Below are 23,224 nucleotides of genomic sequence, written 5' to 3'. Positions count from 1 at the left end.
CGCAGCCGAATCCGGGCGGGCTCCGGTGAGGCCGCAGCAGGCCGAAAAACAAAAAGGGCGCTCCTTTCGGACCGCCCTTTTTTGCTGCTGCCGGCGCTTGCCGACCTTCCGGATCAGTGTCCGCGCTTGCGCAATTTCTGGATTGCGGCGATCTGTGCGATTGCTTCGGCGAGTTCCGCCTGCGCTTTCGCGTAATCGAGCTCGGTGGACTGGTTGCGCAATGCCTCTTCGGCCAAACGCTTGGCCTCGAGCGCTTTCGCCTCGTCGAGATCCTTGCCGCGGATCGCGGTGTCGGCGAGCACGGTGACCAGCCCCGGTTGTACTTCGAGGATGCCGCCAGCGACGAAGACGACCTCTTCTTCGGCCTCGTTCTGCCGCTTGACCCGCACCGCACCCGGCTTGATCCGGGTCATCAGCGGCATGTGGCCGGGCAGGATCCCGAGCTCACCCGCTTCGCCCGGAAGCGCGACGAACTCCGCCAGTCCGGAAAAGATCTGCTCTTCCGCGCTGACGATGTCCACGTGGACCGTCATTGCCATAGTGATGTCCTTTTCAAGGCCGCGCCGCAACGAACTGCCGCGCGGCGCGCCCGATTACTGGAGCTTCTTGGCCTTTTCCATGGCCTCTTCGATGCCGCCGACCATGTAGAACGCCTGCTCGGGCAGGTGATCGCACTCGCCGTTCACGATCATCTTGAAGCCGTTGATCGTGTCCTTCAGCGGCACGTACTTGCCGGGCGAGCCGGTGAACACTTCCGCGACGTGGAACGGCTGCGACAGGAAGCGCTGGATCTTCCGCGCGCGGGACACCGCGAGCTTGTCTTCCGGCGACAGTTCGTCCATGCCGAGAATCGCGATGATGTCGCGCAGTTCCTTGTAGCGCTGCAGCGTCTGCTGCACTTGGCGCGCGACGTTGTAGTGCTCTTCGCCGACGACCAGCGGGTCGAGCTGGCGCGACGTCGAATCGAGCGGGTCGACCGCGGGGTAGATACCCAGCGCGGCGATGTCGCGCGACAGCACGACGGTCGAGTCGAGGTGCAGGAAGGTCGTCGCCGGCGACGGGTCGGTCAAGTCATCCGCCGGAACATACACGGCCTGGATCGACGTGATCGAGCCGACCTTCGTCGACGTGATGCGCTCCTGCAGGCGGCCCATTTCTTCAGCGAGCGTCGGCTGGTAGCCGACCGCGGACGGCATCCGGCCGAGCAGCGCCGACACTTCGGTACCGGCCAGCGTGTAGCGGTAGATGTTGTCGACGAAGAACAGGATGTCGCGACCTTCGTCGCGGAAGCGCTCGGCCATCGTCAGGCCGGTTAGCGCGACGCGCAGACGGTTGCCCGGGGGCTCGTTCATCTGCCCGAACACCATCGCGACCTTGTCGAGAACGTTCGAGTCCTTCATCTCGTGGTAGAAGTCGTTCCCTTCACGGGTCCGCTCACCGACGCCCGCGAACACAGACAGGCCCGAGTGCTGCTTCGCGATGTTGTTGATCAGTTCCATCATGTTGACGGTCTTGCCGACGCCGGCGCCGCCGAACAGGCCGACCTTGCCGCCCTTCGCGAACGGGCAGACGAGGTCGATAACCTTGATGCCGGTCTCGAGCAGGTCCACCGACGGCGACAGCTCGTCGAATTTCGGGGCCTTCGCGTGGATCGGGCGCAGCTCGTCCGTCTCGATCGGGCCGGCTTCGTCGATCGGACGACCGAGCACGTCCATGATGCGGCCGAGCGTGCCGTGGCCGACCGGCACCGAGATCGGCGTGCCGGTGTTTGCGACCTTCATGCCGCGGCGCAGGCCGTCGGACGAACCGAGCGCGATCGTGCGCACGACGCCGTCGCCGAGCTGCTGCTGGACTTCGAAGGTCAGCCCCTCTTCCGCGAATGAACCGGCGGCGCTCTCGAGCTTCAGCGCGTCATACACCTTGGGCATCGCTTCGCGGGGGAACTGGATATCCACCACGGCGCCGATGCACTGAACGATAGTTCCTTGACTCATCGTCGTTTCCTTAAATCAGTTATGCGTTACACCGCGGCGGCGCCGCCGACGATCTCCGACAGCTCCTTCGTGATCGCTGCCTGACGGGTCTTGTTGTAGACCAGCTGCAGTTCCCCGATCACGTTCTTCGCATTGTCGGAAGCGGCCTTCATCGCCACCATGCGCGCGCTCTGCTCCGAAGCCATGTTCTCGGCGACCGCCTGATAGACCAGCGCCTCGACGTAGCGCACCAGCATTTCGTCGATGACGACCTGCGGATCCGGCTCGTACAGGTAATCCCACGACCCTTCCGGCGTGCCGAGCTTCTCGCCCGCGAGGGGCAGCAGCTGCTCGAGAACCGGCTCCTGCTTCATCGTGTTGATGAAGCGCGTGTAGGCGATGTAGACCGCGTCGAGCTCGCCGTTCTGGAACGCGTCGAGCATGATCTTGACCGGGCCGATCATCTTTTCCAGATGGGGCGTGTCGCCGAGCTGCACGACGTGCGACACGATCTTCGCGCCCATCCGCTGCAGGAAACCGAAGCCCTTGTTGCCGATGCAGCACGCCTGGATTTCGGTCGCGCCGGCCGCGTCCCACCCCTTCATCGCGTTCAGCGCGACACGCTGGATGTTGGTGTTGAGACCGCCGCAGAGACCCTTGTCGGTGGTGACCAGAATCAGACCCACGCGCTTGACCTCGTCCTTCTGGACGAGGAAAGCGTGCTTGTAGTCGGTGACATTGGCCTGGGACAGGTTCGCGGCGAGGCGGCGGATTTTCTCGGCGTAGGGACGGGCGGCACGCATCCGGTCCTGCGCCTTGCGCATCTTGGATGCCGCCACCATTTCCATGGCCTTGGTGATCTTGCGCGTGTTCTGCACGCTCTTGATCTTGGTACGGATTTCCTTACCGCTAGCCATATTCCGTCTCCGTCCGCGGCCTAGGCCCAGCTCTTCTTGAACTCGTCGATCGCCGCGACCAGTTGCTTCTCGCCGTCGGCGTCGAGCTCCTTGGACGTCATGATCTTGCTCACGAGGGCCGGATTCTTCGTCTTGACGTACTGCTGCAGGCCGTTTTCGAACGCGAGCACGCGGCCGACGTCGACGTCATCGAAATAGCCGTTGTTCACCGCGTACAGCGTGATCGCCATGTCGGCGATCGACAGCGGCGCGTACTGCGGCTGCTTCATCAGTTCGGTCACGCGGCGGCCGCGCTCGAGCTGCTTGCGCGTCGCATCGTCGAGGTCGGACGCGAACTGGGCGAACGCGGCGAGTTCGCGATACTGCGCGAGGTCGGTACGGATACCGCCGGAGAGCTTCTTGATGACCTTGGTCTGCGCGGCGCCACCGACGCGTGACACCGAGATACCGGCGTTGATCGCGGGGCGGATACCGGCGTTGAAGAGGTCGGTGTCGAGGAAGATCTGGCCGTCGGTAATCGAGATCACGTTTGTCGGAACGAACGCGGACACGTCGCCGGCCTGCGTCTCGATGATCGGCAGCGCGGTCAGCGAACCCGTCTTGCCCTTGACTTCGCCGTTCGTGAACTTCTCCACGTGGTCGGCGGACACGCGCGACGCGCGCTCGAGCAGACGCGAGTGCAGGTAGAACACGTCGCCTGGATAGGCTTCGCGGCCCGGCGGACGGCGCAACAGCAGCGAGATCTGACGGTAGGCCCACGCCTGCTTGGTCAGATCGTCGTAAATGATCAGCGCGTCCTGGCCGCGATCGCGGAAGTACTCGCCCATCGTGCAGCCCGAGTATGGCGCGATGAACTGCATCGCGGCGGATTCGGACGCGGTCGCGGCGACGACGATGGTGTATTCCATCGCGCCGTGCTCTTCGAGCTTGCGCACCACGTTCGCGACCGTCGAGGCCTTCTGGCCGACCGCGACGTAGACGCAGAACATGTCCTGGCCTTTCTGGTTGATGATCGCGTCGACGGCGACGGCGGTCTTGCCGGTCTGGCGGTCACCGATGATCAGCTCGCGCTGGCCGCGGCCGATCGGCACCATCGAGTCGACCGACTTCAGGCCGGTCTGCACCGGCTGCGACACCGACTGCCGCCAGATCACGCCCGGCGCGACCTTTTCGATCTTGTCGGTGAGCTTCGCGTTGATCGGACCCTTGCCGTCGATCGGCTGGCCGAGCGCGTTGACGACGCGGCCGATGAGCTCGGGGCCGACCGGCACTTCGAGAATCTTCCCGGTCGCCTTGACCGCGTCGCCTTCGGTGATGTGCTCGTATTCACCCAGAACGACCGCGCCGACCGAGTCACGCTCGAGGTTCAGCGCGAGGCCGAAGGTGTTGCCGGGAAACTCCAGCATTTCGCCCTGCATGACGTCGGCGAGGCCGTGAACGCGCGTGATGCCGTCGGTCAGGGACACCACGGTGCCTTCGTTGCGCGACGTGGCTGCGAGCTGCAGGTTCTGGATCCGGCTCTTAATCAGGTCACTGATTTCAGAGGGGTTGAGTTGCATCTGGTTATGCTCCTAGTTCTTTAGCGCAGCGGCCATGTTCGCGAGCTTGCCGCGGACCGAGGCGTCGATCACTTCGTCGCCAATGGCGATGCGGACCCCGCCGATGAGTTCGGGGTCGAGGCTGACGCGGACGTTCAGCCGGGTCTTGAAACGGTTCTCAAGATCGGCCTTCAGGTTCGCCAGCGTGGCATCGTCGAGCGGGAAGGCGGAGGCGATTTCGGCCTCCTTGACGCCCTCATGTTCGTTCTTGAGTTCAACGAACAGGTCACGGATCTCCGGAAGCACCTGCAGGCGTTCGTTGTCGACGAGGACACGGACGAAATTCTGCAGCTCGGGGGTGAAGCCTTGTCCCGCAATGTCAAGGAACAGCTGATACAGCTGATCGGATGACAGCTGCGGATTGCTGATGCAGGCTTTCATCGACGCGTCCGCTGCTGCTGCAGCGAGTCGATCGAGCGCTTCCGACCAAGGCCCCAGCGCACCTGCCCCGCGGGCCAGCTCGAAGGCGGCATCCGCATAGGGGCGCGCGATGGTGACGTTCTCGGCCATGACTTATTGCAGTTCCGTTTTCAGGTTGGCGAGCAGGTCGGCATGCACCTGGGCATTGATCTCGCGGCGCAGGATCTTTTCGGCACCGGCGACGGCCAGATGGGCGACCTGGTCACGCAAGGCTTCCTTCGCGCGCTGGGAGGCGGCGCCTGCTTCGGCTTCGGCGGCTTCGCGGGCCTGGGCGACGATGCGGGCGGCTTCGGCGCGGGCATCGTCGAGGAACTTCGCTGCCTGCTTTTCAGCGGTAGCGCGCACGTCGCCCGCGGATTCGCGGGCCTTGCGCAGTTCCTCGACGACCTTCTTCTCGGCGAGCGAGAGGTCGGCCCGGGCCTTGTCCGCAGCCGCAAGCCCGTCCGCGATCTTCTTCGCACGCTCGTCGAGCGCCTTCACGATGGGGGGCCACACGAACTTCATCGTGACCCACGCCAGAATGAAGAACACAACGAGCTGGGCTATCAGGGTTGCGTTCAAATTCACTGTTCTTGTCCCTCAGTTGTTGTCAAAGAGGCGAACTCGAACCGATCAAACGAGCTGGAACGGGTTGGCGAAGGCGAACATCATCGCGATACCGACGCCGATCAGGAACGCAGCGTCGATCAGACCGGCCAGCAGGAACATTTTGGTTTGCAGCGCGTTCATCAGCTCGGGCTGACGGGCCGAAGCTTCGAGGTACTTGGAGCCCATGATGCCGATACCGATACAAGCGCCGATAGCACCCAGACCGATGATCAGACCAGCAGCCAGAGCAACCAAACCCAGAACGTTTTCCATGACGACTCCTTGAGTAAAAAGTGATTGAAGTTGAAGAAACCGGGTACTGCGAACCGTTAGTGGCTTTCGTGCGCCTGGCCGATGTAGACCAGCGTCAGCATCATGAAGATGAACGCCTGCAGCGCGACGATCAGGATGTGGAATACCGCCCAGATCGAACCGGCGACGATATGGCCGAGGAAACCGAACACCGTCGCGGTGCCGCCGAGCAGCGCGATCAGCATGAAGATCAGCTCGCCGGCGTACATGTTGCCGAACAGCCGCATGCCGTGCGAAATGGTCTTCGCGAGGAACTCGATGATCTGCATCAGGAAATTGATCGGCCACAGCAGCGGATGACTGCCGAACGGCGCCGTGAAGAGTTCGTGGATCCAGCCGGAGACGCCCTTGATCTTGACGTTGTAGTAGAGGCAGATCAGCAGCACGCCGATCGACATGCCGAGGGTGCCGTTGAGGTCGGCAGTCGGCACGACGCGCAGATAGGCATGCTCGTTGCCCGAGATCGCGGCCCAGACGCGCGGCAGCAGATCGACCGGCAGGAAGTCCATCGAGTTCATCAGGAAGATCCAGAGGAACACGGTCAGCGCGACCGGCGCGACGAACTTGCGCGACTCGGCACTATGGACGATGCCCTTTGCCTGATCGGCGACCATTTCGACGAGGATCTCTACGGCGGCCTGGAAGCGGCCGGGGACACCCGGCGTCGCCTTGCGCGCGGCGCGAATCAGGAAGAACAGCGTGACGACACCGATGAGGATCGAGAAGAACAGGGTGTCGAGGTTCCATATGCTCCAGTCGATGACCGCCTTTTGGGCGTGACCGGTGGAGTTCATATGGGTGAGGTGGTGGACGATGTATTCGCCGGAGGTCGGTGCTTCGGTAGCCATGGTCAGGTCTTCACCATAAATGCAAATAAATTCGCCTTCAGCGCCAGGATCAGGCCGATGAAGAGCGCCCCCCAGTGGAGGCCTTCATAGGACCGCTCGACCAGCACCAACAAACCCACGATCGACGCGATCTTGAAGAACTCGCCGATGAAGAAAACCGCCACGTTCGCTCCGCCCGGGCGCTTCGCGGCGAAATGCAGCCGGACGGCGAAGAACGCATTCGGCAGGACGCAGGACAGGCCGCCCAAGGCAGCCGACACCGCGCCGCGCAGACCGAAAAAAACGGCCGCGATGGCCGTTGCCGCGATCGTCGCGCCAAGCTGCAGGAAAACCATCTTGAACATGGGATCCGCCGACGCGCTGCGCTTATGCGCCTGTCGCCAAAAAATTTCGCGAATACTAGGGGTTAACCTCGATAAAGTCAAACTTTCGTCGGGATGCGACCCGGTTTTCCCGCGAGGTCCTGCATCTTATACAAGATGTCCCGGCACGCGGGGAAAAAGCGCTGAAAGGGAGGTTCCGAGGAACGGCTCGCGCGGTGCGACGGACGCATTCGGCGCGCCTCGGCGCCCTCGCACCGGCCCTCAGCGCAGCCGGCTTAGCAGGCCGTCGAGCTGGTCGAGGTCGCCGAAGCGGATGCTGACTTCGCCGGCGCCCTTGCGGTTCGCCCTGATCTTCACCGTTGCGCCGAGCGCGTCGGCGATCTCCTCTTCGAGTCGCAACAGGTCGCGGTCCGGTTCGCGTTCGGCCTTTTTCTGGCGCGGGCTCAGCGTCTGTTGCACCAGCCGCTCGGTCTCGCGCACCGACAGGCCGCGTGCCGCGACGTGGTTCGCGAGCTGGATCTGGCTCGCGCCGTCGAGCGGCAGGATCGCCCGCGCATGGCCCATGTCGATGTCGCCCGCCATCAGCAGCTCCTGCACGGGGCCGGCGAGATTCAGCAGGCGCAGCAGGTTCGATGCGGCCGGCCGCGACCGCCCGACCGCGTCGGCCGCCTGCTGGTGCGTCATGCCGAATTCGTCGATCAGACGCTGGATGCCGCCGGCCTCCTCGAGCGGATTCAGGTCCTCGCGCTGGATGTTCTCGATCAACGACATCGCGAGCGCCGCGTCGTCGGGGATCTCGCGGACGAGGCACGGCACGTCGGCGAGTTCGGCGATCCGCGCCGCCCGCCAGCGCCGTTCGCCGGCGATGATTTCGTACCTCGCACCGTCGAGCGGCCGCACGAGGATCGGCTGCATCACGCCCTGCGCCTTGATCGACGCCGCCAGCTCCTCGAGCGAGCCGGGGTCCATCCGCGTGCGCGGCTGGTACTTGCCCGGCTGCAAGTCGCCGACCGGGAGCGTCTGCAGTTCGCCGCGCTCCGTGTCGTCGTCCTGGTTCGCCGCGAGCAGCGCGTCGAGGCCGCGGCCGAGGCCTTTGAGTTTGGGTCGGGTCATCGGGAATCCTCGAAGTCGCTCAGAACGCGGCGGCGCGCTCGATCATCTCGCCGGCGAACGCCATGTACGCCTGCGCGCCTTTCGCCGCGCGATCGAACACGACGCCCGGCATGCCGTGGCTCGGCGCCTCGGCGAGCCGCACGTTGCGCGGCACGATCGCGCGGAACACCTTGTCGCCGAAGTGGCTCTCGAGCTGCGCGGACACCTGCTGCTGCAGCGTCATGCGCGCGTCGAACATCACGCGCAGCAGGCCGATGATCTTCAGGTCGCGGTTGAGGTTCGCGTGCACCTTCTTGATCGTGTTGACGAGGTCGGAGAGGCCTTCGAGCGCGTAGTACTCGCACTGCATCGGGATGATCACGCCGTGCGCGGCGCACAGACCGTTCAGCGTCAGCATCGACAAGGCCGGGGGACAATCGACGAGGACGAAGTCGTAGTCGGCGTCGAAGCGCTTCAGCGCGTCGCGCAGGCGATTCTCGCGCCGTTCGATATCGACGAGCTCGACTTCCGCGCCGGCCAGGTCGCGGTTCGCCGGCAGGACGTCGTAGCCGCCGGTCGGCGATTTCGCGCGCGCCTCGTCGAGCGTCGCGAGCCCAACGAGGAGGTGATAGATGGACTTCGGCACCGCCCGCTTGTCGATGCCGCTGCCCATCGTCGCGTTGCCCTGCGGATCGAGGTCGACGAGCAGCGTGCGCTGGCCCGCCTGCTGCAGCGCGGCTGCGAGGTTCACGCAGGTCGTCGTCTTGCCGACGCCGCCTTTCTGGTTCGCAACGCAGAAGATCCGGGCCATTCAGTTCCTTTCGAGGATGATCAGGTGACGTTCGGCGCGGAGGCCGGGGACCGCGAGCGGGACGGTCTCGACGACGCGGAAAGTGACCGGGAGCCGCGCGATTTCGTCACGAGGATACACGCCCTTCATCGCGAGGAAATGTCCGCCCGGTCGCAGCAGGTGGGCGGTGAGGCCGACGAAGTCGGAGAGTTCGGAGAAGGCGCGCGAAATCACCGCGTCGAACGGCGCCTCGGGCCGGACGTTCTCGACGCGCTCGTTCACCACCGAGAAGTTGGCGAGCGCGAGCTCGATCTTCGCCTGCTGCTGGAAGCTCGCCTTCTTGTTGACCGTCTCGATCGACGTGATCGCGAGGCGCGGGCGGCTCTCGGCGGCGGCGATCGCGAGCGGGATCCCCGGCAGCCCACCGCCGGAGCCGACGTCGGCGAGCGTCGCGATGCCGTCGAGATGCGGCAGCACCGCGAGCGAGTCGAGCAGGTGATGCGTGACGACCTCGGCGGCGTCGCGGATCGACGTCAGGTTATAGACCTTGTTCCACTTGTGCAGCAGCGCGGCGAACGACATCAGCCGGGCCTGCGCCGCGACCGACAGCGAAAGGCCGAGCGCGTCGAGCCCGGCATCGAGGGCATCCGCGTTCATGGCGCGGCGTTCCCGGCCGCGTTCGCCGCCGCATCGCCCGCCGCGCGTTGCGCGAGCTCGCGGCGCTTCAGCCATACGAGCAAGAGCGAGATCGCCGCCGGCGTCACGCCCTGGATGCGACCCGCCTGGCCGACCGTCTCAGGCTTGTGCTGGTTCAGCTTCTGCTGCACTTCCTTCGACAGCCCGCGCACGTCCGCGTAGTCGAGGTCCGCCGGCAGCCGCGTCGATTCGGCCTGCAGCTGCTTCGCGACTTCGTCGTGCTGGCGGTCGATGTAGCCCTGGTATTTCGCCGCGATCTCGAGCTGCTCGATGACTTGTGCGTCGGTCTCGGGATCCTGCGGCGCGCCCGGCATCCCCATCAGGTCGACGTAGCGCGTGTTCGGCCGGCGCAGCAGCTCGAAGAAGCGGTATTCGCGCTCGAGCGCCTTGCCGACGACGCGTTCGGCGTCCTCGGCCGGCACGCGTTCGGGATGCGCCCAAGTCGCCTTCAGCCGTGCGGTTTCGCGCTCGATCGCGTCGCGCTTGCGGCAGAACGCGTCCCAGCGCGCGTCGTCGACGAGGCCCAGCTCGCGGCCCTTCTCGGTGAGCCGCAGGTCCGCGTTGTCCTCGCGCAACGAGAGCCGATATTCGGCACGCGACGTGAACATCCGGTACGGCTCGGCGACGCCGCGCGTGACGAGGTCGTCGACGAGCACGCCGAGGTAGGCTTCGTCGCGGCGCGGGCACCACGGCGCGCGCCCCTGCGCCTGGAGCGCCGCGTTCGCGCCGGCCAGCAGCCCCTGCGCCGCCGCTTCCTCATAGCCGGTCGTGCCATTGATCTGGCCGGCGAAGAACAGGCCGTGGATGGACTTCGTCTCGAGGCTGCTCTTGAGGTTCCTCGGGTCGAAGTAGTCGTACTCGATCGCATAGCCGGGGCGCAGGATGTACGCGTTCTCGAGGCCGCGGATCGAGCGCACGACCGCGAGCTGCACGTCGAACGGCAGCGAGGTCGAGATCCCGTTCGGGTAGATCTCGTTGGTCGTCAGGCCTTCGGGTTCGAGGAAGATGTTGTGGCTCGTCTTGTCGGCGAAGCGATGGATCTTGTCCTCGATCGAAGGGCAGTAGCGCGGGCCGACGCCTTCGATGACCCCGGAGTACATCGGGGAGCGGTCGAGGTTCGCACGGATGATGTCGTGCGTGCGCTCGTTGGTGTGCGTGATCCAGCACGGCAGCTGCCTCGGGTGCTGGGAGGCAGAGCCGAGGAAGCTGAACACCGGCACCGGATCGTCGCCGGGCTGCTCCTGCATCACCGAGAAGTCGATCGAGCGCGCGTCGAGGCGCGGCGGCGTGCCGGTCTTCAACCGTCCCTGCGGCAGCTTCAGCTCCTTCAACCGCTGCCCGAGCGAGATCGCCGGGGGATCACCCGCGCGTCCAGCCGAATAGTTGTCGAGTCCGACGTGGATCAGGCCGTTGAGGAAGGTACCGGCGGTCAGCACGACCGCCGGCGCCTCGAACGCGAGGCCGATCTGCGTGACGACGCCGGTGACGCGGTCGCCGACGACGGTGATGTCGTCGACCGCCTGCTGGAACAGCCACAGATTCGGCTGGTTCTCGAGACGGCGGCGGATCGCGGCCTTGTACAGCACGCGGTCGGCCTGCGCGCGCGTCGCGCGCACCGCCGGGCCTTTCGACGCGTTGAGGATGCGGAACTGGATGCCGCCCTCGTCGGTCACCGCCGCCATCGCGCCCCCCAACGCATCGACTTCCTTGACGAGGTGCCCCTTGCCGATGCCGCCGATCGACGGGTTGCAGCTCATCTGGCCGAGCGTCTCGATGTTGTGCGTGAGCAGTAGCGTCTTCGCGCCCATGCGGGCGGCGGCGAGCGCGGCCTCGGTGCCGGCGTGGCCGCCGCCGACGACGATGACGTCGAAAGGGGAGGGATAGAGCATGGGTGGGGGCCGTGAAGCGGATGGAGCGGAAGGGCCCGAATTTTACGCTCTTGCGGCGCGAAAGCCCAGCCCGCCGCACCGATGTTCCACGAAAAATCCCAATACGAACAGGCCGTTACCGTCCCGCCCGCTTTTCAGCGGAAACGTTCCACCGCAGGCGCGCGGAATCCCGCGCTCCTGCCGCCGGGCGGCCTCGCGAACGAGGGTCGCGTCGCGCCTTGCGCCGCGAGGCTGCGGAGCCGGCGCGCGCGGCGAGCGATTCCGCGCGGCGCCCCCTCTGCAGCGCCGCATCGCCGCCCGCACAACTACATACGCCGCGACCCTCGTCACGCCGAGCATGACCGCCGTCCATAGGAAGCGCGAGTGAAAATGCGCCTCGCGGCCCGCCAGCATGCGGTCGAGCTGCGGCATCAGCCGGTCCGCGAACGCGATCCCGGCGTCGAGCGCGCCGCTTCCCTTGTCGTGGTAATCGAGCAGCGGAACGTCGAGATCGCTGGTGTTGATCAGCTTCGTCGTGAGGTATTCCTGGATGCCGAGCGTCGCGGCGTTCAGCGTCCCGAGCGGTTCGGCCAACACCGGCGCCAGCTCGGGCGCGATCGCGACCGTCCTCTCGACGCTCTTGGCGATCCACGTCAGCAGCGGATCGAAACTGCCGCGCACGGCGCTCATCGCGTCGCGCTGCGACATCCCGATGCGCCCGCGCGCGAGGATTCCGACACCGACGTCGCGCGCCTGTCCGAGGTTCTGCAGCAACGGCACCAGCTGGCTGTTCAGGAGGTCCACCAGCGTCTGGACCGCGACGTCGTCGTTCAGGCTCAGCCCGCTGCGGTCGACGACGGCATCACGCAACCCGAACAGTCCGGCGAGGATTTCCTCGTGCGCGGCGCGGCTGGCATCGGCGTCCGCCGCAGGCGTCGCGGCCAGCGAGTGCCATTGCCGCAGGATCCGCGCTCCCGCATCCCCTGCCAGCGGATCCCCGAGGACGGCCGGCGCGAGCCGTTCGAACTCGGCGGCGGCGGCGCTCAGGCGAGAGGCCATCGACGGGTCGCCGTGGATCGTCGCCAGCGAGGCCGCATAGTGGTCCTGCACGCTGCGCAGATGACAGGATGCAGGAAACGCTTCATCGCGGCGCGTCTAATACCAAGGTGATACGACGCGCCGAGGCTACCGCCGGCTTGTGTCCGATGTATTACAAACGGTAACAACTCAGGCGGCAGCGCGCGCCAATGCAGGGGCGTCCGGGAGGCACGCGAACGCCTGTAGTGGTTTCCGCGCAATCATCGAGGAGGCGCTCGGCGGTCGCCGGGTTCGCGTGATCGCGATTTATTGCACCGCAGCAACGGCGCCCCGTCCTTCTCATATAATTGCATTCGCCGAAATCGAATAAGACAAAGACGAACATGGCAACAGAGATCGAACGTCGGTTCCTCGTCCGGGACATCGGCTTCTTGGCAGGGAGAAGCGGCGACCGGATCGTGCAGGGCTACGTCGCGAAGGAGCCGGGCGCGATGACGACACGGGTGCGCCTGCGCGCGGGCCGGGGTTATCTGACCCTGAAAAGCCCGCGCTATGGGCTGTCGCGCCAAGAGTTCGAATACGAGATTCCCGCCGACGACGCGCGCTGCATTCTCGAGCATCAGTGCGGCAACCGGCTGATTCGCAAAACCCGCTACCTCGTCCCGTTCGCCGCCCATGTTTTCGAGATCGACGTGTTCGAAGGGCGCCATGCCGGCCTGATCGTGGCCGAGGTCGAACTGCGGGGCGAGGGCGAAGCGGTCGCGCTGCCGCCCTGGGTCGGGACCGAAGTCACTTACGACAAGCGATATTCGAACTTCGCCCTGTCGCACTTCGAAGGTCCCACGCTCCCCGACCTCCGGATCGCCTATGCGGCGCCGATGCACCCGGCGGCCCACCCGGCCTGCGCCGGAATCGCGCACTGAGACGAGGGGTTTCCGGGCCCGGTTCGGCAAGGCCATAATGCCGGAGGCGTGCGGCGACCTGCGATAGTCGCGACACCCCTTGACCCGGACCACGACGACCGGCGCGGCGCGGGGCCCCGTCATGGATCGGGTTCCGGGACGGCCCGTTCGCCGGCACGAGCCTTTCGACCGACAGGGGACGGCTTCCCGATGAACAGGAATTCGCCGCAAATCGAGACCGATCCGCCGCGCACGCGGCCCGCCTTGCCCGCCGCGGTCTGGATGCTCGGCTTCGTCAGCCTGCTGATGGACGTGTCGTCGGAGCTGATCCACAGTCTGTTGCCGGTCTTCCTCGTGACCTCGCTCGGGGTCGGCGCGCTGACGGTCGGCTTGATCGAGGGCGCCGCGGAAGCGACGGCGTTGATCGTCAAGGTGTTCTCCGGTGTCCTGTCGGACTACTGGGGACGGCGCAAACCGCTCGCGGTGTTCGGCTATGGCCTCGGCGCGCTGTCGAAACCGCTGTTCGCGCTGGCGACGACTTCCGGGATGGTGCTCGCGGCTCGCCTGATCGACCGTGTCGGTAAAGGCATTCGCGGCGCGCCGCGCGACGCGCTGCTCGCCGACCTCGCCCCCGCAAGCGTGCGCGGCGCCGCGTTCGGCCTGCGCCAGTCGCTCGACACGGTCGGCGCGTTCGTCGGGCCGCTGCTCGCGGTCGGGCTGATGCTCGTGTGGGCGAACGACTTCCGGGCGGTCTTCTGGGTCGCGATCATCCCGGGTTTCCTGTCGGTCGCGCTGCTGATCGTCGGCGTGCGCGAGCCGAAACGGCCGGGCGACGCGGGCCCGGTCAACCCGATCCGGCGCGAGAACCTGAAGCAGCTGTCGCGCGCGTACTGGTGGGTCGTCGCGATCGGCGCGATGTTCACGCTCGCGCGCTTCTCGGAAGCCTTTCTCGTGCTGCGCGCGGCCGACGGCGGTCTGCCGATCGCTTACACGCCGTTCGTGCTGATCGGCATGAACGTCGTCTATGCGCTGGCGGCGTATCCGTTCGGACAGCTGTCCGATCGCGTCAGCCACCCGACGCTGCTCGCGGTCGGCCTCGTCGTGCTGATCGCCGCGGACGCCGCGCTCGCGTCGAGCACGCACTGGGGCGCGCTCGCGCTCGGTATCGGGCTGTGGGGCCTGCACATGGGGATCACGCAGGGACTGCTGGCGCGAATGGTGGCCGACACCGCGCCGGCGGCGCTGCGTGGCACGGCGTTCGGTTTTTTCAATCTCGTCAGCGGCGTCGCGATGCTGATCGCGAGCGCGCTTGCAGGCTGGCTGTGGGACGCGTTCGGCGCGTCGTGGACCTTCGCCGCCGGCGGCGGGCTCGCGGCCGTCGCGCTGCTGGCGATGCTCCTGCAGCTGCGCCCTGCGGCGTCCGGCGTTTGACGCTCGTGCTCGCCCCTTACCGGACCGCGCGCGACTTCGCCTTACTGCAGCGCCGCCAGCGCCGCCGCGTAGTCCGGCTCGTTCTTGATTTCATCGACGAGTTGCGAATGCAGCACCTTGTTGTCCGCGTCGAGCACGACGACCGCGCGCGCCGTCAGTCCCGCGAGCGGACCCGACGTCACTTCGACGCCGTAGTCGCGCATGAAGCCGCGGCCCCGCATCGTCGACAGGGTGACGACATTGTCGAGCCCTTCGGCGACGCAGAAGCGCTTCGCCGCGAACGGCAGGTCGCCCGACACGATCAGTACCACCGTGTTGTCGAGCTTGCCCGCCTCGGCGTTGAACTTGCGCGTCGACGTGGCGCACGTCGGCGTGTCGAGGCTCGGCACGATGTTCAGCACCTTGCGCTTGCCGGCGTAGTTGTCGAGCGTGACGTCGGCGAGATCGGCGCCGACCAGCGACAGCGGCGGCGCCGTGTCGCCCTTCTGCGGGAACTTGCCGGCGAGTTCGATCGGATTGCCGCCCAGGGTAACGGTGCTCATGCTGTGTCTCCTCTTTGGGTTCTGTGTCGCGATGCCTACGTCGTGGCTAGTCTAGTCGCGAACGCGGCGCGAGGGAAAGGCGGCGTCGCCGGGTTGGCGGCGGGCGACGCTTCCGGCGCCCGGATCGGTCGCAGACGTAATCCCGAACCCCTATCCCGACGCCCCGCATCGGCGCTTAAAATCCAGGTTCGGCACGGAGGCGGAAATGATGATGAGCACATCGTTCGGGACGGCTGGCGGATTCCTTTCGCGGTGCACGGCGGCACTGTCGCTCGTCGCCGCGCTCACGCTGCCGGCCCCGCTTGCGCTCGCGGCCGACGAGGACATCCGCTACGTCGTCCGTCCCGGCGACAATCCTTGGAACCTGACCCAGCGCTATCTGAGGAGCATCGACTACTGGCCGCGTCTGCAGAAATACAACCGGATTGAACAGCCCAACGCAATCCCCCCGGGCACCGTGCTGCGCATCCCCGTCGCGTGGTTGCGCGGCGAACCCGCGACGGTCCGGGTCTCCGACCTCAACGGTGCGGCCGAGCTGCGTCGGGATGGTGAAACGACACCGTTGGCAAGGGACATGACGCTCTCGAGCGGCGCGGTGATCCGCACCGGGGAAGAGACCAGCGTGGTGCTGGAATTTCCCGACGGCAGCCGCAGTCGTATCGGCGAGGATTCCGAAGTGCGCGTCACCGAGGTGCGGCAGCTGAACGCTTCCGACGCGCAGCAGATCGAGTTGCAGTTGCTGCGCGGACGACTCGAGAATGACGTCGAACCGGTCGGCAAGGGCGGGGGCCGCTTCAGGATCCGGACGCCGGCCGGCGTCGCCGCCGTGCGCGGCACGGAGTTCCGCGTTGCGGCGTCCGATGGGGGCGCGCGCGCCGAGACCGTCAGCGGCGAAGTCTCGCTGAGCAATCCACGCGGCGACGTCCGCCTGCGCGCGGGCACCGGTTCGATGGTCGTCCCGGGGCGGGCCCCCGAGCGCGCGTCGGCGCTGCTCGCCGCGCCGCAGCTCGGGACGCTGCCGGAGCGCGTCGAGCGCCTGCCGTTTGCGCTGCCTTTTCCGGTGGTCGCGGGGGCACTGCGCTACCGCACGCAGCTCGCGCCGCGGGACACCGCGGCCGCCGTCACATCCGACCAGGTCGGCAGTGCGCCGGAAGTCCCCGGCCACGCCGAGCTTGGGGACGGGAACTACGTGATGCGCGTGCGGGCGATCGATGAGCGCGGACTCGAAGGGCTCGACGCCAGGCGCGAGATCGTCGTCGACGCCCGCCCCGAGCCGCCGTTCCCGACCCTGCCGGTGCAGGACGGCGTCGTCGTCGACGACCGCATCGCGTTCGGCTGGACCCGCAGCGTCGAACCCGGGCAGTACCATTTCCAGCTCGCCGCCGACGAAACCTTCGGCACGCTGCTGGCCGACAGCGAACATCTCGACGAGCCCGGCGTGGCGCTCGACATCGCGCTCGCGCCCGGCCGCTATTTCTGGCGTGTCGCGCTGACGACCGCCCCCGAGGGACACGGGCCGTTCTCCGACGTGCAGCGGCTGCGCCGACCGCCGCCGGGCCCGTCCGCCGAAGCGCCCCAGGCGCGCGACGGCCGCCTCGAACTGCGCTGGCGCGGTGCCGGCGAGAGCGCCCGCTACGAGCTGCAGTTCGCGCGCGAGGCGGATTTCGCGGCGCCCGACTTCAGCGTCGAAACGCGTGACGCTGTGCTGTCGATCGAGACGCCCCCGCCCGGCACCTACTATGTGCGCATCCGCAGCTTCGAGCCCGACGGCGCCGCCGGGCCGTGGGGCAAGCCGCAGCAGTTCGTCGTCCCGGCGAACCACTGGCGGGCACTGGTGGTCCTGTTGCCGCTGCTGTTCGCGCTATGACCCGTGCCGGGTTCGCGCGAGCGCTCGGATCCCGCGGCGGCTGGCTGCTCGCGATGCTGCTCGCCGGCGTGGCCCTGCTCGGCCAGTGGGCGCCGCTGCAACGCCTCGACCTGTTCGCCTACGACGCGCTCGAGCCTCTGTTTCGCCCGACGGGCAAGCCCCCGGATTCGGTGATCGTCGCGATCGACGACGCGAGCCTTGCGGCGATCGGGCGCTGGCCGTGGAGCCGCGGCGTACACGCCAGGTTCGTCGACCGCCTCGCGGAGGCGGACGCCGCGGCCGTCGCCATCGCGGTCCTGTTCGCCGAGCCCGGCCCCGGTGACGAGCAGTTCGCAGCGGCGATCGCGCGCTCGGGACGGGTCGTGCTGGCGGTTGCGCCGCGGAGCGCGGGTCGCGGCCGCCCCGGCGTCGTCGAGACCCGGCCGACGCCGCTGCTCGGCACGCCGGCCGCGGCACTCGGTCACGTCGATGTCGCGATCGACGCCGACGGCCTCGCGCGCCGCACTTTCCGCCATGCGGGCAGCGGCTCGCCGCAGTGGCCGGCGCTGGCGCTCGCGACACGGCAGCTCGCCGAGCGTCACGGCGGCGACGCCGGCATCCGGCCGGTCGGCGGCGGGCAGCGAAAGACCTCGACCGTCTGGGTGCGCGACGGGGAAATGCTGCTGCCCTATCCGGACGCACGCACCGCGCCCGTCGTGATGTCGGCCGTCACGCTGCTCGACCAGCCGGCGCGCTCGGCCGCGCTACGCGAGAAGGCGGTGTTCATCGGCACGACCGCGAGCGGACTCGACGGCGGACTGACGACGCCGGCATCGCATCGGATCGGGCGGATGCCCGCCGTCGAGTTCCATGCCCGTGCCTACGAAGCGCTACGCAGCGGCCAGGTTTATCGCACCGCCGCAACGGCGCTGACGCTGGCCGTCGCGCTGCTGTTCCTCGCCGTGCCAGCCGTCGTCGGGACGCCTCTGCGCCTCGGCCGCGCAATCGGTGTCGGCAGCGCGATCCTGCTGCCGGCGCTCGCGAGCGGCGCCGTCCTCGCGCTGGCTCAGCTATGGATCTCCCCGGTCGCGGCGACGATCGGCTTTGCGATCGGCTATCTCGTCTCGTTCGCCGTCGAGCTTCGGCGCACCCGCCGCGGACTGCGGCGTGCACAACGGGACGCGGATGCGACGCTGCGCTCGATCGCCGACGCCGTCGTTACCGTCGACGCAGCGTCCCGCATCGTGCTGATGAATCCGGTCGCCGAGCGTCTCACCGGGATCGCGCTCACCGACGCGCAACAGCGCCCGCTCGGCCCGCTGCTCGGCGCATTCACCGGGCAGGGCGCGCACATCGAAGAGACGCTCCGCGCATGCCTGCAAAAGCGCGAGATGATCCACCTGCCCGATCCGATCGAGTGGTGCGCGCCGGGCGGCGGAGCCTGCGCGCTGCGCCTGACGGTCTCGCCCCTCGGCAAACGCGACGGCGCAGTGCTCGCGTTCAACGACATCACCGAGACCCTCGCCGCGACGTCGCGGCTCGAACACGAGGCCACGCACGACCCGCTGACCGGGCTGCCGAACCGCGCGCTGCTGCTCGACCGCCTGCACCACGCGCTCGCGCTGGCCGAGCGCCGCCGCACGACGATGGCACTGCTGTTCGTCGACCTCGACCGCTTCAAGCGCATCAACGACACCCTCGGCCACCACGCCGGCGACCGCGTGCTCCAGGTCGTCGCGGCTCGCCTCACGGCGGCAGTGCGCAGCGGCGATACCGTCGCGCGCTGGGGCGGCGACGAGTTCGTCGTGCTGATGGAGAACCTCGACGACCACCTCGACGCCGGCCTCGTCGCGCGCAAGATGCTGGACCTGCTCGGGTGCGATGTCGAAGCGGAGCCGGGCACCTCGCTCGTGCTCTCGTGCAGCGTCGGGATCGGCATCGGGCCGCGGGACAGCACCGACGCCGGCACGCTGCTGCTGATGGCCGACCGCGCGATGTATCGGGCGAAGCTCGAAGGCGGCACCGGCTACACCTTCTATTCGCCCGAGATGAATACCTCGTCGCGCGACCGGCTGAAGATGGAAAGCGCGCTGCGCGTCGCGCTGCAGAACCGCGAGTTCGAGCTCCATTACCAGCCGCAGGTCGACGTCTGCAGCGGCGATCTCGTCGGCCTGGAGGCCCTGATCCGGTGGCGACGGGCAGACGGCGAGTTGATCAGGCCGGATGCGTTCATCCCCGCCGCGGAGGAAAGCGGCCTGATCCGCAGCATCGGCGAGTGGGTCATCCGCGAGGCGGTCGCGCAGGCCGCGCGGTGGAAGGCCGACGGCCTGGCGGCGGTCCCGATCGCCGTCAACGTCTCGGCGCAGCAATGCTCTGACATGAGCATCGTCGACACGATCCAGGGCGCGCTCGCCGACAACGGCGTCGAACCGGGGATGCTCAAGATCGAGCTCACGGAGTCGACCGCGATGCGCGACGCCGAGCGCGTCGCGCAGCTGCTGTACAGCGTCGACCGGCTCGGCGTCGGCGTCACCGTCGACGATTTCGGCACCGGCTACTCGTCGCTGTCGCTGCTCCGGCGCTTTCCGATCTCGGAACTGAAGATCGACAAGAGCTTCGTCCATGACATCGCCAACGACGGCGACGACGCGGCAATCGTGCGCGGCACGATCGCGCTCGCGCACGGTCTTGGCATGACGGTGGTCGCCGAGGGCGTCGAGACGCAGTCCCAGCTGCACTTCCTCGCCCGCTACGGGTGCAACGTCGCGCAAGGGCTGCTGTCATCCCCACCGCTGCCGGCCGACGAAGTGCGCCGGTGGCTCACGGCCACGGCGCGGCCTGGCATGCGGCGGGCCGCGCTGTAGCGACGCTCCGGGCCTGGTGGCCGCACCGACCGTTCAGAATAGAATGGAGTCCCGCCCGAGACCTGTCCTTCCAATGAGCGATTTCCGCGACAACGCATCGCGCCGCCCGATCCTGAGCCATGCCAGCCGTCCGCTGACGGTGACGATCGCCGCGTGGAACGAATGCGGCGAGCGCGTGCCGACCGCGATTGCCGGCGAGTTTCCGCTGACCCTCTACGTCGATCGCCGCGAGATCGTCACGTTGATGACGCTCGGGGCGGCGCCGGAAGCGCTCGCGATCGGCTGGCTGCGCAACCAGCGCCTCGTCACGCGCCTCGACGACATCGCGTCGGTCCAGGTCGACTGGGACAGCGACGCGGTCGCGGTGACGACCCGTCACGGGCTGCGCGACGCCGACGAGCGGCTCGGCAGCCGGACGGTGACATCGGGTTGCGGTCAGGGCACGGTGTTCGGCGGCCTGATGGACGAGATCGACGCGGTCCGCCTGCCCGCCGACCGGCGCCTGACCCAAGCCACGCTTTACGCTTTGATGGAAGCCGTGCGGCATCACGAGTCGATCTACAAGCAGTCCGGCGCCGTGCACGGCTGCGCGCTCGCCGCGGCCGATGGCGACGCCTGCCGGATCCTGATGTTCGTCGAGGACGTCGGGCGGCACAACGCGGTCGACGCGATCGCGGGCCAGATGTGGCTCGACGGCCTCGAAGGCGGCGACAAGATTTTCTACACGACGGGGCGGCTGACGTCCGAAATGGTCATCAAGACTGCGCAGATGGGCATCCCCTTTCTCGTGTCGCGCTCGGGCCTGACGCAGATGGGGTGGGAGATCGCGCGCCGGGTCGGCCTGACGATGATCGGGCGCGCGCAGGGCAGGCATTACCTGCTGTTCACCGGAGAGGAGCGTTTTTCGCGATGAGTGCATCCCGTGACGGAATCACTGGCGTCGTGCTCGCCGGCGGCCTCGGCCGGCGGATGGGTGGCGTCGACAAGGGGCTCGCCGAGTTCCGCGGGCGGACGATGGTCGAGTGGGTGCTCGAGCGCCTGCGCCCGCAAGTCGACGAGCTGATCATCAACGCGAACCGGAACGGCGAACGCTACGCGGCATTCGGCTACCCGGTGTTCGCCGACGAGATCGAAGGCTTTGCCGGGCCGCTCGCCGGCCTGCACGCCGCGCTGTCGCGCGCATCGCATCCGCTCGTCGCGACGGCGCCGTGCGACTCGCCGTTCCTGCCCGCCGACCTCGTCGTGCGGCTGCACACGGCGCTCGCGGCGGCCGGCGCCGAGCTTGCCGTCGCACGCACCTTCGACCAGCCCCATCCGGTGTTCTGCCTGTGCCGCCGCGACGTGCTGCCGCATCTCGAAGCCTTCCTCGCGGCGGGCGGGCGCAAAGTGGATCGTTGGTACGCTACGCTGAAGATCGTCGAAGTGCGCTTCGACGACGAGGAAGAAGCTTTCCGCAACATCAATACGGCGGACGAGCTGCGGAACCTGTCGGCGCAAGGCTGAGCGGGGCGGCGCCACACGAGCACCTGGACACCGCAGCAGGCGTCTGGCGAAGGGTGCGCCGGCCCGGACGGTCGTCGCGCGCCGGCGAAATCTCGTTCGGCCGTCTACTTCGGCAGCCGCTTGTGTAACCCGGCCACGCCGGGCGCCACGGTTTCCGCTCCCGCTCCTCCGGCAGCCGCCTCGCGCGCCGCCCCCTCATCCTGCCGCCCGAACGCGACGTCGACGACGAAGTCGGCGACCTGCCGCGGATCGTTGAGATCGAGGCACGGCAACGGCGTCTCCAGCGGCGCGTCCGTCACGATCGCGACGATGTCAGGGTCGTCGGGAAAGAGCAGCGGCTCGCCGACTTCGGCGCGAAAGACCTCGATTTTCGGAATCGGCGCGTGCTTGAAGCCTTCGACGAGCACGAGGTCGCAGTCGGACAACTTGCCGAGCAGCATCTCGAGCGGCAATTCCGGCTCACCGCGCAGTTCATGCATCAGTGACCAGCGGCGGCCCGAGCTGACGAGCACTTCGCGGCATCCGGCATTGCGGTGACGCCACGAGTCCTTGCCTTCGTGGTCGATGTCGAACGTGTGGTGCGCGTGCTTGATCAGCGATACAGCGAGGCCGCGCGCGCCGAGCAGCCCGATGACCTGCTCGATCAGCGACGTCTTGCCGCTGCCCGACCAGCCGGCGAATCCGATGACTTTCATGCGCCGTTCCTCGTCACCGGGCCGAAACGTCCCGCCGTCCCGGGTTCGACCCGCAGGAGCCGCCGCTGCCCGCCGAACCCCATTGCCCGCTTCACGCTACCCGCGGCACGTCAGCGTCGCGCGAGATCGTGCAGGCGGGCGATGCGTTCCTCCGTCGACGGGTGCGTCGAAAACAGTCCGCGCAGCCCGCCGCCGGACAGCGGATTCATGATCATCATCTGCGCGGTCTCGGGGTGCGCCTCGGCGGTCTGCATCGGGATTCCCTTCGCATGCGCGTCGATCTTCGCGAGCGCGCTCGCGAGCGCTTCGGGGTCGCCCGAAATGTCCGAACCTTCGTGATCCGCGCCGAATTCGCGCGTGCGCGAGATCGCCATCTGGATCACCATCGCCGCGATCGGCGCGAGGATCATCACGAGGATCTGCAGCGCCGGGTGCGGGCGGTCTTCGTCGCGGCCGCCGAAGAACATGCCGAACTGCGCGAGCACCGAGATCGCGCCGGCGACGGTCGCCGAAATCGTCGAGATCAGGATGTCGCGGTTCTTCACGTGCGCGAGCTCGTGCGCCATCACGCCGCGCAGCTCGCGCTCGGACAGCATGCGGATGATGCCGGTCGTCGCCGCCACGGCGGCGTTCTCCGGATTTCGCCCGGTCGCGAACGCGTTCGGCTGCGCCTCGTCGATGATGTAGACCTTCGGCATCGGCAACTGCGCGCGGAAGGCGAGCTCGCGGACCATGTTGTAGAGGTACGGCGATACGGTCTCGTCGACCTGCCGTGCCTTGTACATCTTCAGCACCATCTTGTCGGAGAACCAGTACGCCCATAGGTTCATCGCGCCGCCGAACAGCAGCGCCAGCAGCATCCCCTGCCGACCGCCGATCATCGCGCCGATGGCGCCGAACAAGGCGACGATGCCCGCCATGAGAATCGACGTCTTGACCCAGTTGCCGAACATGTTTTCGTTTCCTTCCTTTATCCGT

At 67.5% G+C, this 23,224-nt stretch carries 22 protein-coding genes and 1 pseudogene; 6 read left to right on the top strand and 17 right to left on the bottom strand.

The features are described from left to right. Positions 1 to 113: 113 nt before the first annotated feature. The 14 genes from V6M37_RS06040 to V6M37_RS05975 form a co-directional block, all read right to left on the bottom strand. Positions 114 to 539, bottom strand: coding sequence for a F0F1 ATP synthase subunit epsilon (locus V6M37_RS06040; protein WP_332671623.1), 426 nt, complete (start codon positions 537 to 539; stop codon positions 114 to 116). Positions 540 to 593: 54 nt separating this feature from the next. Next, positions 594 to 1,994, bottom strand: coding sequence for a F0F1 ATP synthase subunit beta (gene atpD, locus V6M37_RS06035; protein WP_332671622.1), 1,401 nt, complete (start codon positions 1,992 to 1,994; stop codon positions 594 to 596). Positions 1,995 to 2,020: 26 nt separating this feature from the next. Further along, positions 2,021 to 2,890, bottom strand: coding sequence for a F0F1 ATP synthase subunit gamma (gene atpG / locus V6M37_RS06030; RefSeq protein WP_332671621.1), 870 nt, complete (start codon positions 2,888 to 2,890; stop codon positions 2,021 to 2,023). 20 nt (positions 2,891 to 2,910) lie between these two features. Then, positions 2,911 to 4,449: a F0F1 ATP synthase subunit alpha gene (gene atpA, locus V6M37_RS06025; RefSeq protein ID WP_332671620.1), complete on the bottom strand. Its 1,539-nt coding sequence runs from the start codon at positions 4,447 to 4,449 to the stop codon at positions 2,911 to 2,913. 12 nt (positions 4,450 to 4,461) lie between these two features. Continuing rightward, positions 4,462 to 4,998 (bottom strand): F0F1 ATP synthase subunit delta, encoded by a 537-nt coding sequence (locus V6M37_RS06020; RefSeq protein ID WP_332671619.1) that lies wholly within the window; start codon positions 4,996 to 4,998, stop codon positions 4,462 to 4,464. Positions 4,999 to 5,001: 3 nt separating this feature from the next. After that, a complete protein-coding gene (locus V6M37_RS06015; RefSeq protein ID WP_332671618.1) occupies positions 5,002 to 5,475 on the bottom strand; it encodes a F0F1 ATP synthase subunit B in 474 nt (157 codons plus the stop codon). A gap of 45 nt (positions 5,476 to 5,520) precedes the next feature. Next, positions 5,521 to 5,769, bottom strand: coding sequence for a F0F1 ATP synthase subunit C (gene atpE / locus V6M37_RS06010; protein ID WP_312660409.1), 249 nt, complete (start codon positions 5,767 to 5,769; stop codon positions 5,521 to 5,523). Positions 5,770 to 5,825: 56 nt separating this feature from the next. Then, a complete protein-coding gene (atpB, locus tag V6M37_RS06005) occupies positions 5,826 to 6,656 on the bottom strand; it encodes a F0F1 ATP synthase subunit A (protein WP_332671617.1) in 831 nt (276 codons plus the stop codon). Between the two features lie 2 nt (positions 6,657 to 6,658). Further along, positions 6,659 to 7,000 carry an ATP synthase subunit I gene (locus V6M37_RS06000; RefSeq protein ID WP_332671616.1) on the bottom strand — a complete coding sequence of 114 codons (342 nt, stop codon included), beginning with the start codon at positions 6,998 to 7,000 and terminating at the stop codon, positions 6,659 to 6,661. A 240-nt stretch (positions 7,001 to 7,240) separates the two neighbouring features. Next, positions 7,241 to 8,092 (bottom strand): ParB/RepB/Spo0J family partition protein, encoded by an 852-nt coding sequence (locus V6M37_RS05995; RefSeq protein ID WP_332671615.1) that lies wholly within the window; start codon positions 8,090 to 8,092, stop codon positions 7,241 to 7,243. A gap of 19 nt (positions 8,093 to 8,111) precedes the next feature. After that, positions 8,112 to 8,882, bottom strand: coding sequence for a ParA family protein (locus V6M37_RS05990; RefSeq protein ID WP_332671614.1), 771 nt, complete (start codon positions 8,880 to 8,882; stop codon positions 8,112 to 8,114). Then, complete coding sequence (gene rsmG / locus V6M37_RS05985) at positions 8,883 to 9,518, bottom strand: 16S rRNA (guanine(527)-N(7))-methyltransferase RsmG (protein ID WP_332671613.1); 636 nt, start codon at positions 9,516 to 9,518, stop codon at positions 8,883 to 8,885. Continuing rightward, positions 9,515 to 11,446, bottom strand: coding sequence for a tRNA uridine-5-carboxymethylaminomethyl(34) synthesis enzyme MnmG (mnmG, locus tag V6M37_RS05980; RefSeq protein ID WP_332671612.1), 1,932 nt, complete (start codon positions 11,444 to 11,446; stop codon positions 9,515 to 9,517). The genes rsmG and mnmG overlap by 4 nt, the downstream gene beginning before the upstream one ends. A 42-nt stretch (positions 11,447 to 11,488) precedes the next feature. Then, positions 11,489 to 12,484, bottom strand: coding sequence for a hypothetical protein (locus tag V6M37_RS05975; protein WP_332671611.1), 996 nt, complete (start codon positions 12,482 to 12,484; stop codon positions 11,489 to 11,491). A gap of 362 nt (positions 12,485 to 12,846) precedes the next feature. Here V6M37_RS05975 and V6M37_RS05970 point away from each other — a divergent pair, with 362 nt between their 5' ends. Both V6M37_RS05970 and V6M37_RS05965 read left to right on the top strand, forming a co-directional pair. Next, on the top strand, positions 12,847 to 13,386 hold the full coding sequence (locus tag V6M37_RS05970; RefSeq protein ID WP_332671610.1) for a CYTH domain-containing protein: 540 nt from the start codon (positions 12,847 to 12,849) through the stop codon (positions 13,384 to 13,386). 189 nt (positions 13,387 to 13,575) lie between these two features. Further along, a complete protein-coding gene (locus V6M37_RS05965) occupies positions 13,576 to 14,796 on the top strand; it encodes an MFS transporter (protein WP_332671609.1) in 1,221 nt (406 codons plus the stop codon). Positions 14,797 to 14,837: 41 nt separating this feature from the next. Here the strand turns inward: V6M37_RS05965 and tpx are convergent, their stop codons facing one another. Then, positions 14,838 to 15,338: a thiol peroxidase gene (tpx, locus tag V6M37_RS05960; protein WP_332671608.1), complete on the bottom strand. Its 501-nt coding sequence runs from the start codon at positions 15,336 to 15,338 to the stop codon at positions 14,838 to 14,840. 211 nt (positions 15,339 to 15,549) lie between these two features. Between tpx and V6M37_RS05955 the strand changes: the two genes are divergently transcribed. The 4 genes from V6M37_RS05955 to mobA all read left to right on the top strand — a co-directional run bounded on the left by V6M37_RS05955 (position 15,550) and on the right by mobA (position 21,551). Then, positions 15,550 to 17,205, top strand: coding sequence for a FecR domain-containing protein (locus V6M37_RS05955; RefSeq protein ID WP_332671607.1), 1,656 nt, complete (start codon positions 15,550 to 15,552; stop codon positions 17,203 to 17,205). Then, positions 17,202 to 20,048: an EAL domain-containing protein gene (locus tag V6M37_RS05950; RefSeq protein ID WP_332671606.1), complete on the top strand. Its 2,847-nt coding sequence runs from the start codon at positions 17,202 to 17,204 to the stop codon at positions 20,046 to 20,048. Before V6M37_RS05955 ends, V6M37_RS05950 begins: the two co-directional genes overlap by 4 nt. A 73-nt stretch (positions 20,049 to 20,121) precedes the next feature. Then, on the top strand, positions 20,122 to 20,961 hold the full coding sequence (locus V6M37_RS05945) for a formate dehydrogenase accessory sulfurtransferase FdhD (protein ID WP_332671605.1): 840 nt from the start codon (positions 20,122 to 20,124) through the stop codon (positions 20,959 to 20,961). Continuing rightward, positions 20,958 to 21,551 carry a molybdenum cofactor guanylyltransferase MobA gene (gene mobA, locus V6M37_RS05940; protein ID WP_332671604.1) on the top strand — a complete coding sequence of 198 codons (594 nt, stop codon included), beginning with the start codon at positions 20,958 to 20,960 and terminating at the stop codon, positions 21,549 to 21,551. Before V6M37_RS05945 ends, mobA begins: the two co-directional genes overlap by 4 nt. Before the next feature lie 218 nt (positions 21,552 to 21,769). Here the strand turns inward: mobA and mobB are convergent. Beyond that, positions 21,770 to 22,246: pseudogene (gene mobB / locus V6M37_RS05935) on the bottom strand (molybdopterin-guanine dinucleotide biosynthesis protein B); the annotation flags it as partial. 110 nt (positions 22,247 to 22,356) lie between these two features. After that, on the bottom strand, positions 22,357 to 23,199 hold the full coding sequence (htpX, locus tag V6M37_RS05930) for a zinc metalloprotease HtpX (RefSeq protein WP_332671752.1): 843 nt from the start codon (positions 23,197 to 23,199) through the stop codon (positions 22,357 to 22,359). Between the last annotated feature and the right edge of the window lie 25 nt (positions 23,200 to 23,224).

This window comes from Aromatoleum sp., assembly GCF_036675785.1.
Classification (GTDB): domain Bacteria; phylum Pseudomonadota; class Gammaproteobacteria; order Burkholderiales; family Rhodocyclaceae; genus Aromatoleum.
Note: the sequence above shows the minus strand (reverse complement) of the source record. Positions and strands in the feature narration are given on the sequence as shown.

What these genes read in the sequence shown, in the direction of transcription:
- V6M37_RS06040 (WP_332671623.1), bottom strand. Translation starts at nt 539, where the DNA reads ATGGCAATGACGGTCCACGTGGACATCGTCAGCGCGGAAGAGCAGATC.
- atpD (WP_332671622.1), bottom strand. Translation starts at nt 1,994, where the DNA reads ATGAGTCAAGGAACTATCGTTCAGTGCATCGGCGCCGTGGTGGATATC.
- atpG (WP_332671621.1), bottom strand. Translation starts at nt 2,890, where the DNA reads ATGGCTAGCGGTAAGGAAATCCGTACCAAGATCAAGAGCGTGCAGAAC.
- atpA (WP_332671620.1), bottom strand. Translation starts at nt 4,449, where the DNA reads ATGCAACTCAACCCCTCTGAAATCAGTGACCTGATTAAGAGCCGGATC.
- V6M37_RS06020 (WP_332671619.1), bottom strand. Translation starts at nt 4,998, where the DNA reads ATGGCCGAGAACGTCACCATCGCGCGCCCCTATGCGGATGCCGCCTTC.
- atpE (WP_312660409.1), bottom strand. Translation starts at nt 5,769, where the DNA reads ATGGAAAACGTTCTGGGTTTGGTTGCTCTGGCTGCTGGTCTGATCATC.
- atpB (WP_332671617.1), bottom strand. Translation starts at nt 6,656, where the DNA reads ATGGCTACCGAAGCACCGACCTCCGGCGAATACATCGTCCACCACCTC.
- V6M37_RS06000 (WP_332671616.1), bottom strand. Translation starts at nt 7,000, where the DNA reads ATGTTCAAGATGGTTTTCCTGCAGCTTGGCGCGACGATCGCGGCAACG.
- V6M37_RS05995 (WP_332671615.1), bottom strand. Translation starts at nt 8,092, where the DNA reads ATGACCCGACCCAAACTCAAAGGCCTCGGCCGCGGCCTCGACGCGCTG.
- V6M37_RS05990 (WP_332671614.1), bottom strand. Translation starts at nt 8,882, where the DNA reads ATGGCCCGGATCTTCTGCGTTGCGAACCAGAAAGGCGGCGTCGGCAAG.
- rsmG (WP_332671613.1), bottom strand. Translation starts at nt 9,518, where the DNA reads ATGAACGCGGATGCCCTCGATGCCGGGCTCGACGCGCTCGGCCTTTCG.
- mnmG (WP_332671612.1), bottom strand. Translation starts at nt 11,446, where the DNA reads ATGCTCTATCCCTCCCCTTTCGACGTCATCGTCGTCGGCGGCGGCCAC.
- V6M37_RS05975 (WP_332671611.1), bottom strand. Translation starts at nt 12,484, where the DNA reads ATGGCCTCTCGCCTGAGCGCCGCCGCCGCCGAGTTCGAACGGCTCGCG.
- V6M37_RS05970 (WP_332671610.1), top strand. Translation starts at nt 12,847, where the DNA reads ATGGCAACAGAGATCGAACGTCGGTTCCTCGTCCGGGACATCGGCTTC.
- V6M37_RS05965 (WP_332671609.1), top strand. Translation starts at nt 13,576, where the DNA reads ATGAACAGGAATTCGCCGCAAATCGAGACCGATCCGCCGCGCACGCGG.
- tpx (WP_332671608.1), bottom strand. Translation starts at nt 15,338, where the DNA reads ATGAGCACCGTTACCCTGGGCGGCAATCCGATCGAACTCGCCGGCAAG.
- V6M37_RS05955 (WP_332671607.1), top strand. Translation starts at nt 15,550, where the DNA reads ATGAGCACATCGTTCGGGACGGCTGGCGGATTCCTTTCGCGGTGCACG.
- V6M37_RS05950 (WP_332671606.1), top strand. Translation starts at nt 17,202, where the DNA reads ATGACCCGTGCCGGGTTCGCGCGAGCGCTCGGATCCCGCGGCGGCTGG.
- V6M37_RS05945 (WP_332671605.1), top strand. Translation starts at nt 20,122, where the DNA reads ATGAGCGATTTCCGCGACAACGCATCGCGCCGCCCGATCCTGAGCCAT.
- mobA (WP_332671604.1), top strand. Translation starts at nt 20,958, where the DNA reads ATGAGTGCATCCCGTGACGGAATCACTGGCGTCGTGCTCGCCGGCGGC.
- htpX (WP_332671752.1), bottom strand. Translation starts at nt 23,199, where the DNA reads ATGTTCGGCAACTGGGTCAAGACGTCGATTCTCATGGCGGGCATCGTC.